Here is a 21,096-nt window from a genome sequence, read left to right as displayed (position 1 = left end):
TTATATCAGACACGGCTTGATGATTTGACCATCATAAAAACATTACGATGATCGCTGTAAGAAACCAGTTGAGGTCGTTTTGAGATTTTCGATTGTTCAATCGCTATCGTTAGCGTTAACCAGCCTGCCGCGATACCGGCATACCCCAGGGCAGCATTGATGCGGTAAATATCCGGCGTGGTGCCTGCCATTTGGTTAAAAGCAATCAGCATATCTGGCAGGTAAGCCTGTTCACCTTCGCTGGACCAAATACCCTCTACTTCAGTCGCTTCATTTTTTCCCCACAGAACAGCATCATTCAACGATGAGGTAATGTCTCCCTGCACCGGACGGTGTACATAAGTCATCAACTTATCATCGGGCTGATTAAGGTTAATGCCGGAAAACAGCATGGCGATTGCCGCCTCTGCGCTATTCTTTTGTGCCTGTTCATGGAGTTGAACACTAATAACCAGCAAATAACCATAATCATTACGCAGGTCGTCAAGCCATTCATCCAATAGCATGACCCCTTCCTGTTTAGCGACAAATTCAACGTTAACCTCTTCCGGTAGACAGGCTTTCCAGATGGTTTCCCAAACCTTCAGAATCTCCTGCTGGTTTAATTCACAGTCGATATCCAGCTTGACCCGTACTCCGTTCTTTTTAAACTCGCCTTGTTCAGGCAATTTCAAATCATTTTTAAGATGAGTGAATACGTGTGACAACATCGCTATTGCCGAGTCAAAACTGTTATCTTTTTTAATTGAAGAGTGCGGTATGGGAATTTCGCCATTAACCGGTTTAGTTGAAGCGATTTTTAACAGATTGTTCGTTATTGCCGTGGCATGGCCGAAACATCCCGCCCCGGTCATGATACTTTGAGAGACGACTATTAATGGACGCTGGGCAAATTCAATCAGCTCATTGCGGCGGTTATCATGATGCTTGTTCCACGACGTCGTGTATTTCACACTATGGTCGTAAAAAAGAAAGCGAACACAAAATAGCAATAACCAAATTACCGTTGGCAGCAATACGGCCTGTAACCAAAACCACAGATTCCGCTCGCGGCCTTCAGGAGAGAAAAAGAATGCCGTTAATATAAAGCCAATTGATAGCGCTAGAAGAAACAGCAGCCCCCAAGCTAATAATCCTGGTGGTTTAGAGGCTTCTTTTTTCGCTGGGATCAGGGAGAGAACAACGGGCATATCGATATTCCTAATTTAGCCGGTATAACTGAATGAATATATTTTTGAGAAGAAGATACTTATTTAAATTACTCACTGTTAACTGACGCCAGCGATGAAATAAGTTCACAGCCGCAAGCGGTGTGATGACCATCAAAGGCTACCGGAATGCCGTTATCGGTAAAACTAGCATGCCCTTCTATGATGGCAGTGACACCGTGCCCATCTTTCGGACAGGCTACCAGATCCCCAACTCGTGCTACGCCCTTTCCCTGACATACAAATGTTGAAGAGGCAGTAATAACTTCACCACCGTGATCGGTTTTATCACCCAGTCGAATTATTCCTTTCATAGTTTTCCTGTGGTTGGTTTAATATAATTAGAGTTATAAGTTTTTATAACGGAAATTTTGATACAAAGATCAATGCAATCAAAACAGACAAGTTGCACTTATATTAATCACCATCTATAAATATATATTTAACCAGAAACAAAATATATTATTGAATCAAGATTATATTATTGGCTGGAAAATTAATTTATATAATAATAGCTAAAATAATAAACCAGCAATTCAATCTTACTACCTTTATTATTTATTGATTCCTTTATGATAAGGAACCCACCCCTTACGCCATGTCCAAGTCGGATTATTTTCGGCACTTAAATTGATTGGATCGCTCGGTTCAATCTGGCACTGTTCTTCTATTTCCTGTGGCCAGACTGGGATTTTGCTGGTTTTCATTGCCACAAACCGACCTAGGGCGGAGGTAGAATGAATAAAGGCCATAAACACACCGCTCAGCGAGAAAATTCCTCTGGGGTTGCCCGGCGCAAACAGGTGCACAAATCCTTCTTTAAATGTCTCTTTACGCTTTTCTACCGGAATATAGAAAGGGATAGCATCTTTTACCGCTTCTGGGCCTTCCTCCATATAGCGCCGAATAAATTCCCAGTAGCTGTCTACCATTGGCTTTAAAAACGAGCTATAGCCCAGTTGAAAGGTCTGTTCCACCTGCGCTTTATCTTTAGATAAGATATGACCGGAAATTCCCCATTGATTAGCCCCTAGCATGTACATAAATTTATCAGAGCAGAAAATGATCTCATCCCAAGGTACAGATACAACCTCTCGTTTGCGTATGCCTTTACGTAAAAAAAGGTGAACCATTCGCGTTTTTCGGTTAAATCTAATGGGGTAATGGGTATAACTAAAGATATCTTTCATGGCAAGAAGAACTGTCATTAACAAAACAAAAGTAAATATGACCATTACTAGAGCGATATAGGGGATGTCAGACAAAAATGCATTATAATCATATCCTGTAATATACATCTTACAAGCAAGTGCCCCCCCTCCAATTAATAATACTAAAGAAACAACTAAAACAGTAAATGTATCAGTCCCCCTATCATCATATTCCCTATCTGCAGTTTCTAAATAGCTAGAGTTTAAGCGAACAGTAGAATATCCAGCATCTAAGAACGTAGTACCTAATGTTTCCAGCTTAACTTTCTTATATTGTGAATAACGCCCCTCGATTTCATTAGCTCGCAGCGCTTTTCTTACTTTACCCTCATAGTAAATCATATATAGTCCATGCTATTCACTACTACACTCAAGTTAATAGTTAGTTTTCCCTAAACTCCAATATTAAATATATATAACTAAAATATATAATCCGACTATGTTAAACACCGGCATAATATTTTCAATACCGGTGTGATTAACATGAAATACTAATATTACTCACTTATTCCTTTATGATAAGGAACCCATCCATTACTCCATGTCCAAGTCGGATTATTTTCGGCACTTAAATTGATTGGATCGCTCGATTCAATCTGGCACTGTTCTTCTATTTCCTGTGGCCAGACTGGGATTTTGCTGGTTTTCATTGCCACAAACCGACCTACGCAAGAAGGAATACCTGTAAGAATCATACATATACCACCAAACGAGAGCGAGCCCCGAGAATGTGTTTGGGCAAGCATATGGACTATACCGTCTTTAAACGTTTCTTTGCACTTTTCTACCGGAATATAGAAAGGGATAGCATCTTTTACTGCCTCTGGACCTTCTTCCATATAGCGGCGAATAAACTCCCAGTAACTATCTACCGTGGGTTTTAAAAATGAGCTATACCCCAGTTGAAAGGTCTGTTCCACCTGCGCTTTATCTTTAGATAAGATATGACCGGAAATTCCCCATTGATTAGCCCCTAGCATGTACATAAATTTATCAGAGCAGAAAATGATTTCATCCCAGGGTACCGACACGACTTCATGCTTACGTAAACCTTTACGCAAAAAAAGGTGAACCATTCGCGTTTTTCGGTTAAATCTAATGGGGTAATGGGTATGATTAAAAGCATCTTTAAAAAATGAAAGCATTACTACAGAGAAGACCACAATAAATAATAGTGATACAAAAATCAAAATCGTTCTATAACTTACCGGTCGAGAATTAGATGGTTCCAATACTAGCGAAAAATTAAAAAAATTAAATTGAATGCTCATGAATAATGCCGTTAATAACATTAACATAAGAATTAATATAGTAAATAAATCAACCCCTCGTTCATCAAACTCTCTATCTGCAGTTTCTAAATAGCTAGAGTTTAGGCGAACAGTAGAATATCCAGCATCTAAGAACGTAGTGCCTAATGTTTCCAGCTTAACTTTTTTATATTGTGAATAACGCCCCTCGATTTCATTAGCTCGCAGCGTTTTTCTTACTTTACCCTCATAATAAATCATAAATAAACCCCCTGCTGAAATCCCTCATATATGGCATCAGTAAGTTCCTGCTCTTTTCTCTCTTTCTCTTCGTCCTTTTCTAACCCCATCAAAATCCGATACGCCTTCTGTTCATCTTTACCTGTTCTAAACTTAATGACGGTAGTGTTAGATGGAATTCCCCAACGAGTACGCATTAGCCATTGTTCGATATCATCCCCCTTGATTTGATCAATCAAATAACCAACCAATAGTGCCAATCCAATAATAATTAGAGCTGGCCAAAAGCCCACACTAACTCCAAATAAACCACTTAGCATAGCAATACCTACGGTTGTAGATGCATATATTGCACCGACACCTAAAATAAATGAGGCTCCATACAATGCGGAAAGATAATAATTCTCAGCTTGAAATTCCTCAACAGCCCTAAACCCATCATAAATAGCTAATCCAATACCTGCCGCAACACCCAATCTTTTCCCATACCTTGCTATACTCTTAACAGTTTCTGTACCTGAAGTTGTTAACGTTCGGTACGCGAGTATCGCATCTGCCCCCAACTCAATAGCCCCTCCCGCCAAAGCGGCTAAACTTAATCCAGCAAAAACAGTTTCTGGTCTTCCACTCCTCGACCACTCATTCTTATCCATCATAAATTGCAATACTTGGGCGGCCTGTAGAACAACTACAAATCCTCTAACACTTAAATGCGTACTCTGTACCCTCGCAGTCGTTCTCTGCATACGCGCTGCCGTATCCCTTGTATGATCTCGATACGCTTTCCAAGATATTCCGTTCTTGATTATTTCCTCTATTTTATCGAGGCTTTTTTCATCTAACGCAATAAAGTAGCGTTTTATTTTTTTACCTTGACCAGCAACCCTTACGCCTTTAATCGCTAGACGCTGGAGTATATCCCTAACCTGTTTATCCGTAATATGATCGCTGGCGTTTATCCCGGTCGCAATTCGAACAATTTCGGTAATAAACTCCCGTTGCTTACCGATGACATTAACGGGTATAAACGCCCGGTACTGCGAAACACCGGCACCAATAATAGTTTTCGATATTTTATTAATTAATGTCGAATTCTGTTGCAATGTTTCTGAAAAGGGATTCGCTATAATTTTAAGCAGCGCATCATTCAATTGACCGATTTCTTTATATTCAACATTATTTCCCAGTGCTTTTTCTGCCATCTCGATAAAAGCTTTCAGTTGATTAAAATAATCGGCCCACGGGATTTTATCGTAACCCACTTTATTTTTAACAGCCTGATCCACCTCTTTTATCAATGCATCATTGTTAAATAATAACGCACGGTTCAGTGGATTATATTTATCCGTATCGTCATCCATCCATTTTTTATATACGGCAGCACAAGTAGGACTTTCCTGTGTACCAATAATACAGCTTGAAAAAAGCTTTACATACACGACGCTATGCTTGGGATTGTCACCATCAAAATGGCCTTCAAACTGCTCGCTAAATATCGTTGAACCTGTAATGGCGGCATGCATATCATCGATAGGCTTGATGATGTTTTCACATATCTTTTTATAGGCAGCCGCATACTTCTCTTCAAACAGGACCTTTGCGCTCTTCTCTCCGCCGCTACTGCCTCTGCCCCGTTCATCTATTCTTTCACTATATTGTACCCAGGCTTCATCTTCAGCCAGTTTGATTTCTTTTGCTAATTTAGCTCGCTCCGCATCCCTTTTCTCTTCAATCTCTTCTCGTTGCTCTTCACTCTTGTTATACATCTCCAGATCTTGGCCTATCGACCCCATACTCTGAACAGGCTGTCCAAGATTATAATGCGCATCGCTAAACTCCTTCGCCGCTTTTTCCCTGATGTTAACTTCAAGCTGAGTGATGGCACCTAATAAAAACAAACCATCTTTAAACTCTTCATTTTCAAACAGCTTATCGTCCAATGCGACATGTCTTAGCGAGGCCAAGTCGGTGGTAATACCCGTTGGATCTTGCACATTGAAGAGCGCGCCTCCGTGGAATAAAACCTTATCGGCCTCAGAATGAATAGAACCAACAAGTTTTTGCGGTTTACTGGTAAAATTCGTCAGGGAAAAACGATTAAATTTCTCCGTGTTGCTTTGTGCACTTTCAGCATATTCAGCAACAACAGTCGCTAATGAACGCATACCTATAGAGTTAGGAACATTCGTCGGTTCCTCCTGTTTAGACATCACATACTCATACCATGCCCCTGAATTAAAGACCTGCATAAACTTATTGCGATTCTCAGCACCGTCTTTGCCATCTTGGTACATCTTCCAGACTTTGTCCGTCCATCTGACCGGAGACCATGCCAGCCGCGTAACAAAATCCTTATGCGCCTTCACGGTAATAAATGATGCCATTCCTTCATGGGTTGGATTAAATGAGCAGTTAAACGTTTTTGCACTCAGCATCTGGTCTGAAACCAAGGTATCTTTCTTTAACGGGAAATAATATCCCCCCTCGTTAATCAGATATTCTGACCAAATCTTATCTTTTTCATCATAAACATAGAGAAACCCCTTTTTTAGAATTCTGGATGTATAGGTAATTTCACCATCGGCCTTAGCCAAGACTTGAAAATTTTTAGGTAATGTCGGCGTTTTTGCACCTAATGGTGCAATCGCTGCTCTGACAGGCATGAGCGGAATTGACATCCGAGCGTCATGTTCGATACAACCACAAGGCTTTTCTTCTTTTAACGTTCCCATATCAGACCCTTTCCTTCACACATTCGTGCACTAACTGATCTTTAATCAATAACCAATCTAAGGGAGAAAAATTCCCTGTGAAAATGGCATACCCAATATTTTCTTGTCTCGCATTGCTTATTGCTCTGGTCATAAAAGGTGTTTCATCAAACCGCTCTCCAACCGTAGCGCAATGAAGCGCAAAAGCAATACGATCTGTTGGGTTCACAAAACCATATCGATCTTTTGCCGTTATTAAATAACCGTTAACCTTTTGGCTTAAACGTATGTGGTCTTCAAGCTGAGTCTCTTTAGGCAAAGCAGAAAGAACACAATTAATATCGCCAATATTCAACAACGTTTCTTTATTAATTCTTACTGTGTTTGCCCCTACACCATTTTCATCTGACCCAATCTCAAACGAATGCCAACCACCGTTCAGATAAATACTCCAACTAGAGCATTTAGTTTCCAGCTCAAACGCTTGCCACTCCTCATCAGGAAACATCCAGAGCAAATGGGTCATCACTCTCGGATCGTAATAGCGAAGGACATAATATTTATCGTCATACCTTCTGATAAGACGTTCTGCCAATATCTGGCATAACGCTTTAGGCAATAATCTGCTAGTGAAAAAAACGCTACAAAGTAAAGGTTCCGACAGTGCTATTTGGCCGGCAATGGTTTCATTCAGTGCAATCCAACTATCATCATCTAATTCATCCAATAATAATAAATAGGGGTATAAATGCGCCTGAGCCTGCATGGTGGGCATAACGACCTCCAAAACAGGAAGGGTTTGCCCTATGTGATCATAAAAAATACGGTCAATAAACGCGTAATTATGTGAGCCTCGTTCACTCGGTTGAGAAAGAAGCTTAATATTTTTCATCATAGTCATTACACCTATCCCAGAGGAACAAGCCCATTACCATCAGCGGCACTTTTTGTCGCCAATTGCGCACATTGTTCAAACCCTTTTATAGCCACTTTGTTATTTTGTGGTCCCTCAATAGACAAAGAAGCACTTTTAATAACCACATCACCTAGGGTGCCAATCTCTATTTTGGATCCATCAAGAGTAATGTAAGAACCATTGCAATTTAGGGTGATTTTCTTGTTAGAAGAAATAATAATTTCCTCTCCAACACTGGTTATATTGACGTTTTTATTGGCAATAACATCAATAGCATCTTGATGTGCTTCAATACTCACATTACCTTTCGCTGAAACTAATTTGATGCCTAACCCACTGGCAAAGAGGGTGATTGACTTTTTTGCCGCTGCGATAAAGTTGTTAAGCACAGAAAACGTCATATTCTTCTGAGCGGCGACAATATAGTCCGCATTAGTACTCTGTTGAATATTTTCAGCCGAAGAGAGAGAAATTCCCGCCGGCGATGTCGCAACAATCGCAGGTTGTTCAAGACGCTTAATTGACTGATTCAGAAAATTTTCCTGCCCGTCAACATCCATCGGCTCAATACCTGCGATTTCAAGCTGCCTTGCAAAACTGCGGGCAAGCCCCAGTGCATTCTCTAAATGCGCTATAGTTTCGTCGATATCTAGCTGGTTACCCAGCGCTTTTTCCCTAAGGTAAGAAGACAGGAGTACGCCTTTCCCCGCCCGTATAGCCCCCCACTCATCGGTGCGTAGCTCAAACCCTTCTCCCCGCTGTTTACGTTCGGCATCCACCAGATGCCCCATATTCAGCTGGGTTTTGCCGTATTCGGTGGCGACTTTGATGTGCTCTTTGCCGCGCTCGTCGTCCATTCGCAATTTGTTATTGGCTGGGGTGCGGATCAGGTTGCGTTTATGGTTGGCAAGAGTGACCACATCCCCATGACGGGAGTCGTGCATGGCGTGGGCGATATACGGTCGGTCGGGGTTGCCTTCGGTGAAGGCGATAGCCACTTCGGTGCCGTCAATCAGCGGGAAGTGGATGCCGTAGGTTTCACCGGCGTAGGATTTCGCCAACCGCATCCATAAACTTTCTTCCCCTTTACGCCAGTTGTCGTTCAGGTCGAAGTCCATCTTCACCCGATAGCGGCCCTGTGCATCGATGTAGCTGTAGGTGTCGTTATCCGGGCTAGTGACCCGAGCCGGTAAGGTGCCGCTGATGGTCGGCCAAGGCAAACGAGCTGGGCGGTAAGGCCGCAGTACGTCGTAAGGAATACCGGTGAAGCTGATGACATAGGCCTGTTGACGGTCGCCCTGCGTCTCTACTGAAACAATCAGAATGCCGCTGCCCGCTTCGGCTATTGGCGAACCGGATACGGTCAGAATTTGCCCCGGAGCCAGATGGGATAAGGTGGTCTTTCCGCTGATGGTGATTTGTTCGGTCATAAAGCGCTGATGGCGCAGGCGAGCATACCACGCGCCTTGACCCACGCCCTCGGGCTCTTCGCTGGCAGCAGCGTCACTTTCACTGTCGCTGCCGCTCAAGCCATTGAGCAGGTCTCCACCTTTATCGGATAAGCCTCCCAGCGAACTGCCGACGCTGTCGAAAGCCCCTTTGGCCTGACCCGCCATGTTCTGTACCGTACCGGTCACGCCGGAAACCGCTGAACGAGCAGAGGAACCCACTGAACCCGCGGCAGCGCTAGCGATATCGCCCATACCCGCAGCCGATGTTCCTCCGGCGATACCCGCTGGCGAGGGTAATGAAACCCCACCCTTAACGCCGCTGACCGCACCGCCCACCGAGCCTGCCACGCCGCTTAACTGGCTGACGCCGGGGATATCCCCTAAGCCGTTTGGCATCATATTGCTGAACTGACCGACTAAATCATCCTGTGCATTGGCGTGGTTGGTGTCTTCTCCTTTGTCGCGATAGTGCTCACCGTAAACATAATATTGACCGCGGGTGGTGTTATCTTTTTGCGCGCTGTTAACGTCAGACTTCATGCCGGTTTGAGCGTTACGGTAGTTGTAGTCTTGGGTCAGCACATTTTTGGGCACGGTCTTGCGGGCTACCGACATATCCCATACCGATTCCACCCCGTTGTCGTTATTGCCTGAAGGCTGACGATAGCTGGCGGTTGGGCCGTCCTGATATTGCTGTTCACAATCGCCAAACACCACCACATCACAGTTGTGTTTGGTGTGGGTTTCAAAGCGGAACCAGATACCGCTGTCCGCCAGCAACCGGCGAATAAAGGTCAGGTCGCTCTCTTGCCATTGAGAGATGTACTCTTTGACCGGGTAGCTTTCCGTGAGCTCAAAGCGAAAATCCACCCCGGTCATTTCGTGTTGACGCAGCACCTGCTCTACCACTTGGGGAACCGTCTGGTTCTGGTAGATGGCGCTGTTTTGGGTATTTTCCAGCAGGGCTAAACGCGGGGCGAGCGTAATGGCGTAACGGGCTTCGTCTGCCGATGTGGCTAACTGACTGAACGCGGTGACCACCCCGTATAAAATTCGGGTTTCGCTTTCACTACCGCCTAGTGAACGGGTGATACCGCTGAGGGTCGACAGGCTGGAGCCTGCTTTGCCCAATAAGCCCGAGGTTTTACCGGTGATACCGCCAATCTTATCGCTGAACATCCCGCCAAAGGCGTTAAACGCGCTCATCAGTTCATGGCTTAACTGACCGGCTGCACCGCTCAAGCTGTTGATACCGCCGGGAGCCAGCGTAAACACCGCTTTTTCACTCAGTATCTGCTCCATGGTCAGGCCATGCTGTGCGGTAAACTGAATGTCGTATTGCCAGGTTTCGCTCAGGTGTTCATGGCCCTGTACGCTTAACACAGAAAGTGGGGCGTTCAATCCGTCTATCGCCAACTGATAACGGTTGATGCCATCACCTAATGATGAAAAACCGGTGCTGGCTGACCCGGAAGTATCACCTATTCCATAAGCCTTAAGCTGCTCATTCAACATGGCTCTACCCGCACTGATAACTTTATCTTTCACGCTATTTCTCCTCCCTTAATGCCGGTCAGGTAACAACCTGACTGCCATCCATTTACGTTCTCTCACCGCACCGTCAACCGCCGTAATATCGCCCTGCCTTCCGGCATAAAGTAGGTACCGAAGCGTACCAGCCCTATTTCTTTTAGATGGCAGGTTAAGGTGTAGCTGAGGATCATCTCTTTTCCGCCGGGCTCCAGCGTCAGTTCAACGTCATACAGGCGCGGTTCGTACTTGAGCAACGTATGCTGGATAGCTCGCATCAGGCTGTGGGCTGATGACGGCAATTCCTGATAAATCAGGCTGAGATCGGGTAAGCCATAGTCCGGCAGATATTTAATCGCGCCAGCCCGGCTGTTGAGGATACGTTGAATGTTGTCCATCACGCTGAGGATGGTTTGCGTCTGTTCATTCACCTCATCCACCGCGATACCCGATTTAAAATTCCCCATCAGGGATTCATACAGTGACGGTCCCATCGTGACTCCTTGTTATTTGACCGGAACCAAACCGATTTCCGCGTAGTTCGCCACCAGCAGCCTCGGTTTATCTGCCTCTAAATCATTACGTTCAATCAGCACGCGCCAGCTGTTATCGTCCAAATTGGGCGTGCGGAATAAGGCGACCACCCCGACAAACGCGGCCTCTTTATGCATTGATGAATCCAGCGCAATGGCGGACGACGGGGTCAGCACCACGTCATCCCGAGAGATGAAGTCCGCCCCCAGCACCTTTTCATCATTTTCCAGCAGGTCTTGATAGGTGGCTTTTTCAAAGTTTTCCTTTTTGCCCAACTGGTAGGTGCGAATCACCAGTGACGCAGGAACGCCGCCGTCACCGGGGTTAAGCTCGGCGCGGGCAGCAAAGTCCAGATGCAGCACGTTGATGTCTTTAATAAAAATGGCTTTGGCGACGCTGACCGTTCCATCCATTGCGGTTTGCATCAGCCCACATCCGGTTAACAGACCGCCCAGTAACATCATGCCGACAGCAAGTACCGCGACTGACTTATTCTTTTTTTGCTGTTTCATTGTCATTTTGTCATTCCTTTTCTCTATTGCTGTCCAGCGGCTAAACCCACATAGCGCCCCAGATTGACCGTTATTGCCTGATGTTGCTTATCCCATTGCTTCATGCCCAGCACCGCCGTGAGCCCTAAACGCACCCGGGATTCCCCTAACTGTGCTTTAGGCAATAACGACCGTTTCACATTCATGTTCATACAGGCGTCAAAACGATAGCCGAGGTAGGCCCGCAGCAGCGCCATTAAATCGGTATGAATCGATTCACCGGGCAGCAGCCCTTCTACCTGTTGAATATTGATGGGGGTGATGGTGACGTGAACCGCACTGTTGCTCTCTTTAAAGCGTCGGCCTAAAACCGCCGAGCGCTGTAGGCTAACCGGTTCATCCCGTTGTAATCGGGCGGGCGACTCAAGATTGAACCACTGGGGATAGAACTCCCGCACCTCAACCTCCGCGCCCGGTAGCAGCAAATTTACCACACAGCGTAAGCCGTCACCGGTGCGGGTTCGTTGGGTGATCAGCCCCAGCAGCGCCAGAAAACGCGACGGCGGCGCGGCTATCTGCTCGCTAGATCCTTCGATACCGAAGCCCGCCAGCCCCAGTAAACACTGGGAGACTAAATCGGTCCCCCCGGCGCGAAACCCGGCCGGATAGTAATATTTCAGCCAAATTCGATAATACTGGGTCATGACCCGATGGTTGAAGATATCGAGAAACCCTTCCAGCGACTCATGCCCCTCCTGACGCTGAACAATGTCATCCAGCCAGGCGTAAGGCAGTACCGCATCGACGCCGTACAGTCCCAAAAAGGTGGTGCGTACCGTCGGCGGGCGCTCGGGAAATTGTGCGTCCCACTCTACTCGCTTCATTTCACTGGCGGGAAACCCCATCTCCGGCACTGGCCGAAAGCGAACCGGATCGGTGCCCGGCGTTTCGGTTTTGCCCAGCGGCGGTAAATCAGGATGTTGCTGTTCAATATACTGACAGAACTTATAAAAATTCATTCGCGGCACGTGCCGGAACAGCCCTTCCATCAAAGGGGAGAACGTACTGTCTTGCTGTCGGTCCATTTTAAACGTTTCCCTGTAGGTAAAAGTACTAACGTCAGGCGGGTAAAGAGATTCAGGTCGGCATATAGCGCAAAGAACTGATGCAGCAGCTCACCAAACAGGGCCACATCCCCCTCGCCGGGGAACTGATGGGTATTCAGGGTGATTTCAATTTCCACCCCGCGTTCCAGCATGCCCTTGGTCATGCGCTGTACCGGTTTGTGTTTCACCTCCACAATGCCTTCCAGACGGCGGCGATTAAGCTCATTGTCCGTCCAATCGTACAGGGCCAAGGTACCGCGCAGCACTTCGGCATTCATTAATGACAGGTAGTTAGGAGCCAGATGGGACAACACCCGCCAGTGAAAACGGTCATTCACCGGTGGGTAGCACGGCAAGGTTGGCGCACACAGATTACGCACCGCCACCACGCCGGTTTGGCTATGGCTGATTTGATTGATTGACGCATTACGCAGCGCCTTGCGGGGTAACATGCCGTTGGTGCCGGTAATGCGCAGAGAGAGCGTCTCATCATAGACTTCTTCTGCCCTATCCCATACCTGTCCCCCCAGAATCAACCAAGTATCGTGCAATCCCGATGCGCCGCGCCGTACGCGCGTGTGGTAATAGCGCTCCGGTGCGTCATGGCGCAACATCCCGCCGCGATGGCGAAAGCTGGTGAAGGGAACATAGCTGGCACGGCCGTGGCGGCTGATGGACTGCACTGCATCCACCGAATAGATTTCAATGTGTCCATCCTGCAAAAGCAGCGGACGCAGCAGATATTCGCTGTCCAATTGATTCACTCTGACCGGATCGGCTTCCATCGGAAACAGATTAATCACCGGTGAACAGTGCAGACGGATATTCTCTGCGTTAAAAGGCAGGTCGTCAGCCCAGATTTCATTTAACACCAGCTCCAGTTCAAAAGCGTTACAGGCTAGCGGTATTTGCGCCAAATCCAGCCCCTGTAAATCAACAAACATAAATTTTTCGCGGAAGGTGAAATACTCCAGCAGCAGTTGATAGCCGCCAAACGCATTATCCGGCTTCAGCCACAGCCGCTCATCGGAAGAAAAACCGGCCGGGGTGATGCGCCCATTAAACGGCTGTAGCGCGCCATCCTGATAGCCGGGATAGCGGATTTTCATCGCGCCGACCTGATACACCATAGCGCGGTACAGGGCTGACGCCACCGGTGTGTCGGCGTTGATATACAGGCACAGATTAGACAGATCCATCTGTTTTCTGTCCGCCATCTCACCAAAATCAAAGCGCATATGGATAACCGAGCGCCCATCCTGATGGCTGCGTATGCCTGCGCGGGTAATTTTGATTGGCTGTATTTCTACCCGCTGCGTAGTTTGATATTTACAACAGGTTTTCGAGGGACCGATAGGCGAAGTTTGTACCCCAAACCCCGGCTCGACGATCTCTTTACGCGGCAGTACGTTGAAGTCTGGTAATAGTTCAACAATCGCCAGCGAAGGAATAATACGCAGATAGTGCGGCCACAGCAGACTGACCACCCCTTCGGTCAGCTCCGGCAGGTCATCGTCCAGCTTTTGGCGCAGGCGGCCCATGAGAAAAGCAAAGCCTTCAAACAGCCGTTCTACGTAGGGGTCTCTGTCGCCAACCCGATCGAGATTCAGCAGGCCTGCCCTGTCCGGATGCACCTGTGCAAACTCTTTACCTGCTTCACGCAGATAACGCATTTCCGCTTCATAATAGCGTTTAATCAAATCGTCCATTGGAGTCGGTGCCCTTAAAATGTCAATGCGCGAGCAGGATGCAGTACCGTTAGCTCACTGAGTAGTTGATCGGCGTCTTTATTCAGCGTGGTTTTATCCGCATCTTTCAGTACGCTTTTTTGTTGAACCAGCTTTAACAGCCGCGACTTGAGTTCAAACACCAGATCCGGCTCCCAGCCGGTTAAGCGGTAGTTATCACATTCCCGATTGAGCGCATTCAACAGACGAAAGGCCATATCCCGCTGCCCATGCTGTTCTGCCAGTCGCGCCAACAGCATACGGTGCAGATAGCGTTGGCGGTCGGTCACCATATCCGGCAGGTTGTTCATCCAGTTAAAGGCGGATTCCAGCCCGTCGCGACCGGCGATTTCCATCGCCTGCTGTTCAATTTCGCCCCAATTCCCCCTACATTCACCGGAATGGGTGCCAGAGACTCGCCTTCATCCAGATGACGAATAGAGGCGGACGACGCTATCCAGTTCAGGGTGTCATCATCGGCAAACGGCGTGCCGTCGCTGTAGGTCAATCGCTCCAGCCCTTTCAACCGGTCTAGCATCAGGGCCACATCCGTCAGGCAGATCTCCTGCCAGCCGCTATAGGGTGCGCCAGCATTGAGCATGGCATCGCAAGCATAGCGTTGCAGATCGAGCCAGAAGTGGTTGGCCGCCTCAGAAAACGCACGCTCTACCTGCTCCAGCAGTTCTATCCAGCTTTGTTGGAGCCACAGGCGATTAAGGTGCTGTTTCAGCTCGCTGCGGGGAGCGATTAAGCGCGTCGCATAGTGGGTATCGTGCGGGGGTAACGCCGTGACCGTATCCCATCGGATACTGCGGATCAGGCGAAACGCCGCCAGATAGCCATCCGGCTTCTCGCGCAAAAATGCAGAAATCTGACGGGTTTGGTCCAGCACTTCCCGTAATGAACGCACGTCCTCAGTCTTCACTTTCAGGCCGTTGGTCGAAACCGTATTGGTCAGCGGCGTGACCGGTGCCGACGGTAACGGCTCCGGTTCCGGGTTTTCCAGTCGAGTTTCAAACAGGCGGATCAGGCCGCGTAAATCCGGCGGCAGTTCCCCTTCCCACTGATTGATATAGCCAACCATCAGCGACAGTGCAGAGATGGCACGTTCCAGATCCTGATGCTGAAAGCTGTTTTGCACGTCCAGTAAGTCAATAAACTTACTGCTGGCTAACCACTCGATGGACGACTTTTTGCTTTCGGCACGTTTGGGATACAGCGCGGTATCGTAGCGGGCCACCAGACCGGCCATCAGTTCCAGACCGTCCGCCAGTCCGGAAATACCGTCCAGCCGCAGGCGCGCCCAAGCGTAGTAAGAGGCCACGCGAATGTCTTTGGTGCGCTTTTGCAGCAGCTTTTCACTGATTTCAATAATCAGCGCGGCGTCAATACCGGACAGTTTGGCGATCTCTTCTTTTATCAGTTGAAAATCGTCGTCATAGCTGGGGTCGATGCCCGTGGGGTTATCCCCTTCGATTGGCACCAACCACGATTGCCAATGTTGCTGGATGCGTTTTTTCACCCCTTCCTGCGGGTCGCGGCTGCCAAACAGGGCTTGCAGTAAATTAGTTAGCATCGTGTTCTCTTCTCATCATCGGGACGATGGTTGTTTCCTCAGCCGGTTCGGGCTGTACACTTTCGTCAGTCGCCGTTTCGTCCGGGGTCGCGGCTGCCTGTTCGGCGATGGATTGCGCCACCTTATCCGCAGCGGCCTTTTTCTTGCGGTACTTAGCCGGCATCACCGTTGAGGCGTCGGCGGTAGACACGGGCGTATGTTTTCGTGGGCTGGCGGTTGTCTTGGTTGCTGGTTTGGCCGGTTGCGTCATATCTCCCGAGGCGTCCGGCATCACCGGCGTCCGAGAGGTCAGGAATACGTTAGCCGGTAAGGTGAAGCCTTTCAGACTCAGCAGCTCGACCGGGCCGCTATTGCTCTGAACTCGCAGGATATAGTTGAGTTCGCTGCCGTCATCCGCCTTCCACACCAGTCGATAGCGGGTGCTGTCCAGTTGAGTGATGTTGGCTTTATCCAGCAGGCGAACCCAGCCCCAACTGCCTTTTGGACTGTCCAACAGGCGCAGCCCGGTTTGTTCGGTACTCCAGCTTAGCTGCGCGCCGGAAGTGTAAGCATCGCCCGGCCAGCGCAGGGTTTTCCAGCTTTCCATTTGGTTGAAATAGCTCAGGGTTGCGCCATCCAACAGCAGTTCGGTTTTGGTGACCCCCGGGCTGGGGCGTGCCATCAATTCAAAGGTCATTCCCGCATCACCGTTGGCATACAGCATGGCGGAAATGCGACTGAGCTGATTTAACGCGCTGATAAACTGCGGATTAAGGGTTAATCCCTGAGAGTTCAGCGCATCGGCAACCCAAACGTCCCCTTGCTTATGCAGCATTCCCCCCAGTTGAGTGCTGACAAAGCGCTCAATCAGGCCGGTATCGGGACGCAGAAAACGCCCCAACTCAGGCAGGGAAACATCGTTCGCCGTGGCTTTAAACGGATAGCGGCCATTAAAGGCCCGGTACCACGGGTCGACAATGCTTTCACGCCAAGCATTATTAAAGCTCATGGCCGCCGGCTCGAGTACCGCCTGCCACGCCTGCTCCAGCGGCTGTACAAACAGATTGCTGCCAAAACCCGCCCACTCTTCTCCCATACTGGCGGCAATCAGGCTGCCGTAATCACGGGTGTCGGTTAAGTCGATGGCTTTACCTTCAAACACGGTTTTAGCCAGCGATTGCGTCATGGCCTGCGGGTCCGGCGCGCTGGTAATTTGCTGAAGTTTGAGGCGAACCCGAGTCACGCGGGTCAGGTAGGTTTGCAGGCTAAGGTTATCGCCACCCTCTTTGGTGGTGGCCTGCACAATACGCAATAGCGGCGCGAAGGTGCCATCCAGCGGGCCGACGGGCGTATCGTCGTCTATCGGAATAGCATCCAGCCGTTTGGCTTTGCTGCCAAACGCCGCCTGCGCTGATTTCACCAGCGTTTCGGTTAATGCCCGTCCTTTTTGGGCGGTCTGGCCCTGATATTTGACGGTATTCATCAGCCCAATCAGCGGCGACTGGCGCGCATCCGCCAGCAGGGTCAATTGGTCAATCACATCGGACATGGACTCTGCCCGCGTCCAACTGATGCTGTTCAGGAAGTTCAGCCAAGCGGCGCTGTAGTCGGTAAAATAACGTTCGTTTAACCGCTGTTTGAGTACCTCTGGCGAAATGTCGTTGGCGGGCTGTTTGCCGCCGTCCGTCAGTACCCAGTCAATCTCTTCACGGCGGTTTTTCACCGCCTTATCAATCTCTTTCTCCACCATGCCTTCCCACGCATCGCGGGTAAACATGCCCGGCACCTCTTCGTCGGTGGTAAACAGCGTGCGGCTGTCCATGCCGTTGAGCACCTGACTCAGCGACATATTGCCGTAGTTTTGCCCCACGCGCCGCAAAATGCCCTGATAAATCGAGGTTTCCGCATTTTGCATACCGATCTGGTTGATCAAGACCTGACGGGCATCGCTAACCAGCGTTCTGTCTGGCTTAATCGCCCAATCTGGATGGCGGGAGAGATTGCTGGCATAGAACTGCATCAGCTCCGGGCCAACGCTTTGCCACACGCCGTCAGAGACGGTAGCCGGAGCCTGTTTGTTATTTTCAATCAGAATATTGCCCAGCAGCGGCGCATCAACTCGGTCGGGGCGGGACAGCATCAGATAGGCTTTCAGCCGGTCGTAACCCGCTTTGGCTAGCGCTGCGCGTTCCGGGCTGTTGGGGGGCATTTGCACCAATTCACTCAGTTTGCCGTACAGGTTATCCACGATAGGCTGCTGAATGTTCTGCTGATTGGCGGTGTGGTAATAAGGCCACAGCACCGTCAGCAGCTTATTGTTGGTGCTCAAACCAAAGCGCAGATACCACGGGCTACCGTGCTCAGCGCGGTATTGCAGTTGGGAAATTTGCTGTTTAAACGCCTGCTGGCGCGTTAAGCGTTCGGTCAGGCTGGCGCGAGGAGCGGTGCTCTGCTTCGCCAAATCTTCCGCCGAGGAGATAAGCCCCCGGTTGCCGATGTAGGAGACAATGCAGCCCACACCAAACAGCAGCACAATACCTAATACCGTTGCCACCGCACTGTTTACCCACTGAATACCCACGCCCCGCCCTTTGGCTTTGCGGCTGTCGTCCGTCACCACCTGCCATGCTGGCGTAGGGAGAAAGGCGTGTTCCGCCAGCGTATCGGGTCGGGTCACTTTAGACGTAAACAGCAACCCACGCAGTTGATTACCGCCCTGAGTCGTCACAAACGCCGGTAACCACGCGCGCAAACGAGGAATATCGCGCTGTTCTAAATCCTGAGCCAGTTGCAGCAGGAAGGCGTGACGATTGTTGATCATCACCTGCTCCATACCCAAGCCGGTGGTTTGTTTCACCACCGCTGACAGCAGCTTGGTCAGGGTATCCGGCTGGGGTTTGGCGGGGAACAGTGTACCCACCTGAAGCTCTTCCCGTTCATCCTGCGTCCACGTCATGGTGCGAAGGTCCAGCAGATACAGCGGCGCTGCCCAGCGCAACAGCTTATTGCGGCTGTGCATGTGCCACAGTGCCTTATCCTGAAATGCTTTCTGCACTTTGGTCGGCTCATAGTGAAGCGCAGACACCACCCAGACCTGCGCATCAATCGGCCTGCGCCAGCGCAGTTTTTTCAACTGTTTTAACCACGCTTCATCCGGCGGCGTTTGGGATGAACCACCCCAAATCAATAGCGTATCGTTACTGGTTTGCCAGCCCTGAGCGATTAACCCCGGTGCCGCCTGCTCTACGTCTACCGCTTCACCGGTGACTAACAGCCAGCGTAATTTGCGACGCCAAGAGAAAAGGCCGTAGCGGTGGCGGAGGTGGGATTTAAGAGCCAAAAAAGTTTCGGATAAGCCGATTTCGTTATTATTTTCTGTTGTTGAATTAGTCTGACTCTGATCATTTTGGCTAAAATTGAGTAACACTGATTTGTTCAATATCCAGGCAACGGCATAATGAAAGTGAGATAGAATCAATAAAGCAATTACAACAACCGCAGTGGAAAGTATTTGTTGTTCCTGTTCCTGAATAAAAGAAAAACTCCCTCTCCAAATAAAAAATATTACTACCAATGCAATAACCAGCAGAAATAGAATCCATCCAATGGTAATTTTTTTCATTATTTATCCTTTATCGATTCATTCGGCATATATGTTGAAACTACCAAAGCACTTATATCCGACGACCCACACATGGCTAACTGTTTCTCTTTCGACTCTATAGCCTGTTCAATCGCAATAGCTAACGTAAGCCAATAGGCACAATAGTTGGCATGCCCTATCGACGTGTCTAAGTTAAAATGATTATTGAGAGTTATTTTTTTGCTGCTGAAATAGGTAAGAACCTTAACATTAACTTCTGGTGTAATATTGCTATACCACAGCGTGGTCAATGCTGATTTATTTCCTGCCCCCCATAACAAAGCGTTATCTAATAATTTTTCAACATCAATCTGATGTTCCGTTCTGAAAACTTCGGCAATAGTATGGTTATTAGATAATATATCTTCCAGCAGCCTTTTATTTTTTATTATGTTCTTTCCTGCCAATAGAAATGCTGTACCGACCTCTGCGCTGTTGGGCTGAGGGTAACTGAATAAATGACAACCAATGACCAGCAATAGCGCATTATCGTGTGCCGTGTTATCCAACCATTTATCTAAAAATAAGTGGCTTTGCTCTGTGGGCTCGACTGATAAACTGGTGTAATTCAGCCTATGTTCCCAGACCTGATGAAATACATCCTGTACTTCCTTGTCTTTCAATGGAGTGTCAATAAATAGCCGAATATGTAAAGGATTTGCACTGGATAATTCAACGAGTTTTTTACCAAAGGTCGTTTTTATATCTGACACTATTGTAGTTAACCGCTTGATAAAGTCAGATTCTGATACATCATGTTCTAAGGGTAATGCACTATGTGGAACCGCATTTCCTCCGGCATGCGGCCTCAGGGATTCCATTGTTATGCTAAGGCTGGAAACCCCTTTAGCATTGCCGGCTTTACCATATTGGGTATAGAGGTAGTTTTCCAACACATACAGTGGACGTTGAGCAAAAGTAATTAACTCGTCACGTCGCTGTTCATGGCGTTTATTCCATTGGATAACATAATACTGTCGACACCCGTTCAAATAGAGGCAATATAAAAATACCAATAACCAGGTAATAAAAGGCGCTGCGGTTAAACCGAACCAAAGCCAAAAGTCACTTAATGAATAAAACTGACTAATAGCTAAAGTGACGAGTGAACCAACAACCATAACAACCAGAAAAGCGATCGCCCATCGCCATAAATTCATCTTTTTAGGCTCTGGTAATGGCGGAGGGATCTGCGTTAAATCAACCGACATTTATGACTTTCCTACGCTACTAATCGACGATATCAGCGTACAACCACACTCGGTTTTATGCCCATCCAGTGCAATTGCTACGCCCTGATCTTTAAAGATGCTCTCACCTTCTATAATTTTATTCACCCCATGACCACTCTGAGGGCAATCGACTAAATCACCAACGCGCGCCACCCCTTTTCCCATAATTATCATGGTTGATGAGGCTGATATAACTTTACCACCGTGATCGGTCGCATCACCGAGCCGAATTACACCTTTCATATAATTACACTCCATTAAAAATAGTAATAAAAGACTTTATTAAATCTA

General features: G+C 48.1%; 16 protein-coding genes. All 16 read right to left on the bottom strand.

Translation table 11 applies throughout. The features are described 5' to 3' along the window. Positions 1 to 5 precede the first annotated feature (5 nt). The 16 genes from HYN51_RS06850 to HYN51_RS06775 all read right to left on the bottom strand — a co-directional run bounded on the left by HYN51_RS06850 (position 6) and on the right by HYN51_RS06775 (position 21,048). On the bottom strand, positions 6 to 1,190 hold the full coding sequence (locus HYN51_RS06850) for a hypothetical protein (protein ID WP_108899340.1): 1,185 nt from the start codon (positions 1,188 to 1,190) through the stop codon (positions 6 to 8). 68 nt (positions 1,191 to 1,258) lie between these two features. After that, the gene (locus tag HYN51_RS06845) at positions 1,259 to 1,522 is read right to left on the bottom strand and encodes a PAAR domain-containing protein (RefSeq protein WP_108899339.1); all 264 of its coding nucleotides are present in this window, start codon (positions 1,520 to 1,522) and stop codon (positions 1,259 to 1,261) included. A gap of 240 nt (positions 1,523 to 1,762) precedes the next feature. Then, positions 1,763 to 2,761: a DUF6708 domain-containing protein gene (locus HYN51_RS06840; protein ID WP_108899338.1), complete on the bottom strand. Its 999-nt coding sequence runs from the start codon at positions 2,759 to 2,761 to the stop codon at positions 1,763 to 1,765. A 155-nt stretch (positions 2,762 to 2,916) separates the two neighbouring features. Further along, entirely contained in the window at positions 2,917 to 3,930 is a 1,014-nt protein-coding gene (locus tag HYN51_RS06835; protein WP_108899337.1) for a DUF6708 domain-containing protein, read from the bottom strand. Next, on the bottom strand, positions 3,927 to 6,641 hold the full coding sequence (locus HYN51_RS06830; protein WP_108899336.1) for a T6SS effector BTH_I2691 family protein: 2,715 nt from the start codon (positions 6,639 to 6,641) through the stop codon (positions 3,927 to 3,929). The genes HYN51_RS06835 and HYN51_RS06830 overlap by 4 nt, the downstream gene beginning before the upstream one ends. A gap of 1 nt (position 6,642) precedes the next feature. Beyond that, positions 6,643 to 7,515 (bottom strand): DUF4123 domain-containing protein, encoded by an 873-nt coding sequence (locus HYN51_RS06825; protein WP_157953000.1) that lies wholly within the window; start codon positions 7,513 to 7,515, stop codon positions 6,643 to 6,645. 11 nt (positions 7,516 to 7,526) lie between these two features. Further along, positions 7,527 to 10,535: a type VI secretion system tip protein VgrG gene (gene vgrG / locus HYN51_RS06820; RefSeq protein ID WP_108899334.1), complete on the bottom strand. Its 3,009-nt coding sequence runs from the start codon at positions 10,533 to 10,535 to the stop codon at positions 7,527 to 7,529. Between the two features lie 62 nt (positions 10,536 to 10,597). After that, the gene (gene tssE / locus HYN51_RS06815) at positions 10,598 to 11,011 is read right to left on the bottom strand and encodes a type VI secretion system baseplate subunit TssE (RefSeq protein ID WP_108899333.1); all 414 of its coding nucleotides are present in this window, start codon (positions 11,009 to 11,011) and stop codon (positions 10,598 to 10,600) included. Between the two features lie 12 nt (positions 11,012 to 11,023). Further along, entirely contained in the window at positions 11,024 to 11,569 is a 546-nt protein-coding gene (gene tssJ, locus HYN51_RS06810; protein ID WP_230514030.1) for a type VI secretion system lipoprotein TssJ, read from the bottom strand. A 17-nt stretch (positions 11,570 to 11,586) separates the two neighbouring features. Continuing rightward, on the bottom strand, positions 11,587 to 12,627 hold the full coding sequence (tssG, locus tag HYN51_RS06805) for a type VI secretion system baseplate subunit TssG (protein WP_108899332.1): 1,041 nt from the start codon (positions 12,625 to 12,627) through the stop codon (positions 11,587 to 11,589). Further along, on the bottom strand, positions 12,591 to 14,357 hold the full coding sequence (gene tssF / locus HYN51_RS06800) for a type VI secretion system baseplate subunit TssF (protein ID WP_108899331.1): 1,767 nt from the start codon (positions 14,355 to 14,357) through the stop codon (positions 12,591 to 12,593). Before tssF ends, tssG begins: the two co-directional genes overlap by 37 nt. A 14-nt stretch (positions 14,358 to 14,371) precedes the next feature. Beyond that, positions 14,372 to 14,731: a type VI secretion system domain-containing protein gene (locus tag HYN51_RS16705; protein ID WP_268993528.1), complete on the bottom strand. Its 360-nt coding sequence runs from the start codon at positions 14,729 to 14,731 to the stop codon at positions 14,372 to 14,374. Continuing rightward, positions 14,683 to 15,951 carry a type VI secretion system protein TssA gene (tssA, locus tag HYN51_RS06790; RefSeq protein WP_108899329.1) on the bottom strand — a complete coding sequence of 423 codons (1,269 nt, stop codon included), beginning with the start codon at positions 15,949 to 15,951 and terminating at the stop codon, positions 14,683 to 14,685. Before tssA ends, HYN51_RS16705 begins: the two co-directional genes overlap by 49 nt. Then, positions 15,941 to 19,552, bottom strand: coding sequence for an ImcF-related family protein (locus HYN51_RS06785; protein ID WP_108899328.1), 3,612 nt, complete (start codon positions 19,550 to 19,552; stop codon positions 15,941 to 15,943). The genes tssA and HYN51_RS06785 overlap by 11 nt, the downstream gene beginning before the upstream one ends. Beyond that, the gene (locus HYN51_RS06780; RefSeq protein ID WP_108899327.1) at positions 19,552 to 20,784 is read right to left on the bottom strand and encodes a hypothetical protein; all 1,233 of its coding nucleotides are present in this window, start codon (positions 20,782 to 20,784) and stop codon (positions 19,552 to 19,554) included. Before HYN51_RS06780 ends, HYN51_RS06785 begins: the two co-directional genes overlap by 1 nt. Further along, entirely contained in the window at positions 20,785 to 21,048 is a 264-nt protein-coding gene (locus tag HYN51_RS06775) for a PAAR domain-containing protein (protein ID WP_108899326.1), read from the bottom strand. Positions 21,049 to 21,096: the final 48 nt, after the last annotated feature.

Source organism: Limnobaculum parvum (assembly GCF_003096015.2).
Taxonomy (GTDB): Bacteria; Pseudomonadota; Gammaproteobacteria; order Enterobacterales; family Enterobacteriaceae; genus Limnobaculum; species Limnobaculum parvum.
The sequence above is the reverse complement of the archived record's forward strand: the minus strand, read 5'-3'. Positions and strand labels throughout refer to the sequence as shown.

Excerpts from the sequence above, each read along its gene's own strand:
- HYN51_RS06850 (WP_108899340.1), bottom strand. The coding sequence starts at position 1,190 with ATGCCCGTTGTTCTCTCCCTGATCCCAGCGAAAAAAGAAGCCTCTAAA.
- HYN51_RS06845 (WP_108899339.1), bottom strand. The coding sequence starts at position 1,522 with ATGAAAGGAATAATTCGACTGGGTGATAAAACCGATCACGGTGGTGAA.
- HYN51_RS06840 (WP_108899338.1), bottom strand. The coding sequence starts at position 2,761 with ATGATTTACTATGAGGGTAAAGTAAGAAAAGCGCTGCGAGCTAATGAA.
- HYN51_RS06835 (WP_108899337.1), bottom strand. The coding sequence starts at position 3,930 with ATGATTTATTATGAGGGTAAAGTAAGAAAAACGCTGCGAGCTAATGAA.
- HYN51_RS06830 (WP_108899336.1), bottom strand. The coding sequence starts at position 6,641 with ATGGGAACGTTAAAAGAAGAAAAGCCTTGTGGTTGTATCGAACATGAC.
- HYN51_RS06825 (WP_157953000.1), bottom strand. The coding sequence starts at position 7,515 with ATGATGAAAAATATTAAGCTTCTTTCTCAACCGAGTGAACGAGGCTCA.
- tssE (WP_108899333.1), bottom strand. The coding sequence starts at position 11,011 with ATGGGACCGTCACTGTATGAATCCCTGATGGGGAATTTTAAATCGGGT.
- tssJ (WP_230514030.1), bottom strand. The coding sequence starts at position 11,569 with ATGACAATGAAACAGCAAAAAAAGAATAAGTCAGTCGCGGTACTTGCT.
- tssG (WP_108899332.1), bottom strand. The coding sequence starts at position 12,627 with ATGGACCGACAGCAAGACAGTACGTTCTCCCCTTTGATGGAAGGGCTG.
- tssF (WP_108899331.1), bottom strand. The coding sequence starts at position 14,357 with ATGGACGATTTGATTAAACGCTATTATGAAGCGGAAATGCGTTATCTG.
- HYN51_RS16705 (WP_268993528.1), bottom strand. The coding sequence starts at position 14,731 with ATGGAAATCGCCGGTCGCGACGGGCTGGAATCCGCCTTTAACTGGATG.
- tssA (WP_108899329.1), bottom strand. The coding sequence starts at position 15,951 with ATGCTAACTAATTTACTGCAAGCCCTGTTTGGCAGCCGCGACCCGCAG.
- HYN51_RS06785 (WP_108899328.1), bottom strand. The coding sequence starts at position 19,552 with ATGAAAAAAATTACCATTGGATGGATTCTATTTCTGCTGGTTATTGCA.
- HYN51_RS06780 (WP_108899327.1), bottom strand. The coding sequence starts at position 20,784 with ATGTCGGTTGATTTAACGCAGATCCCTCCGCCATTACCAGAGCCTAAA.
- HYN51_RS06775 (WP_108899326.1), bottom strand. The coding sequence starts at position 21,048 with ATGAAAGGTGTAATTCGGCTCGGTGATGCGACCGATCACGGTGGTAAA.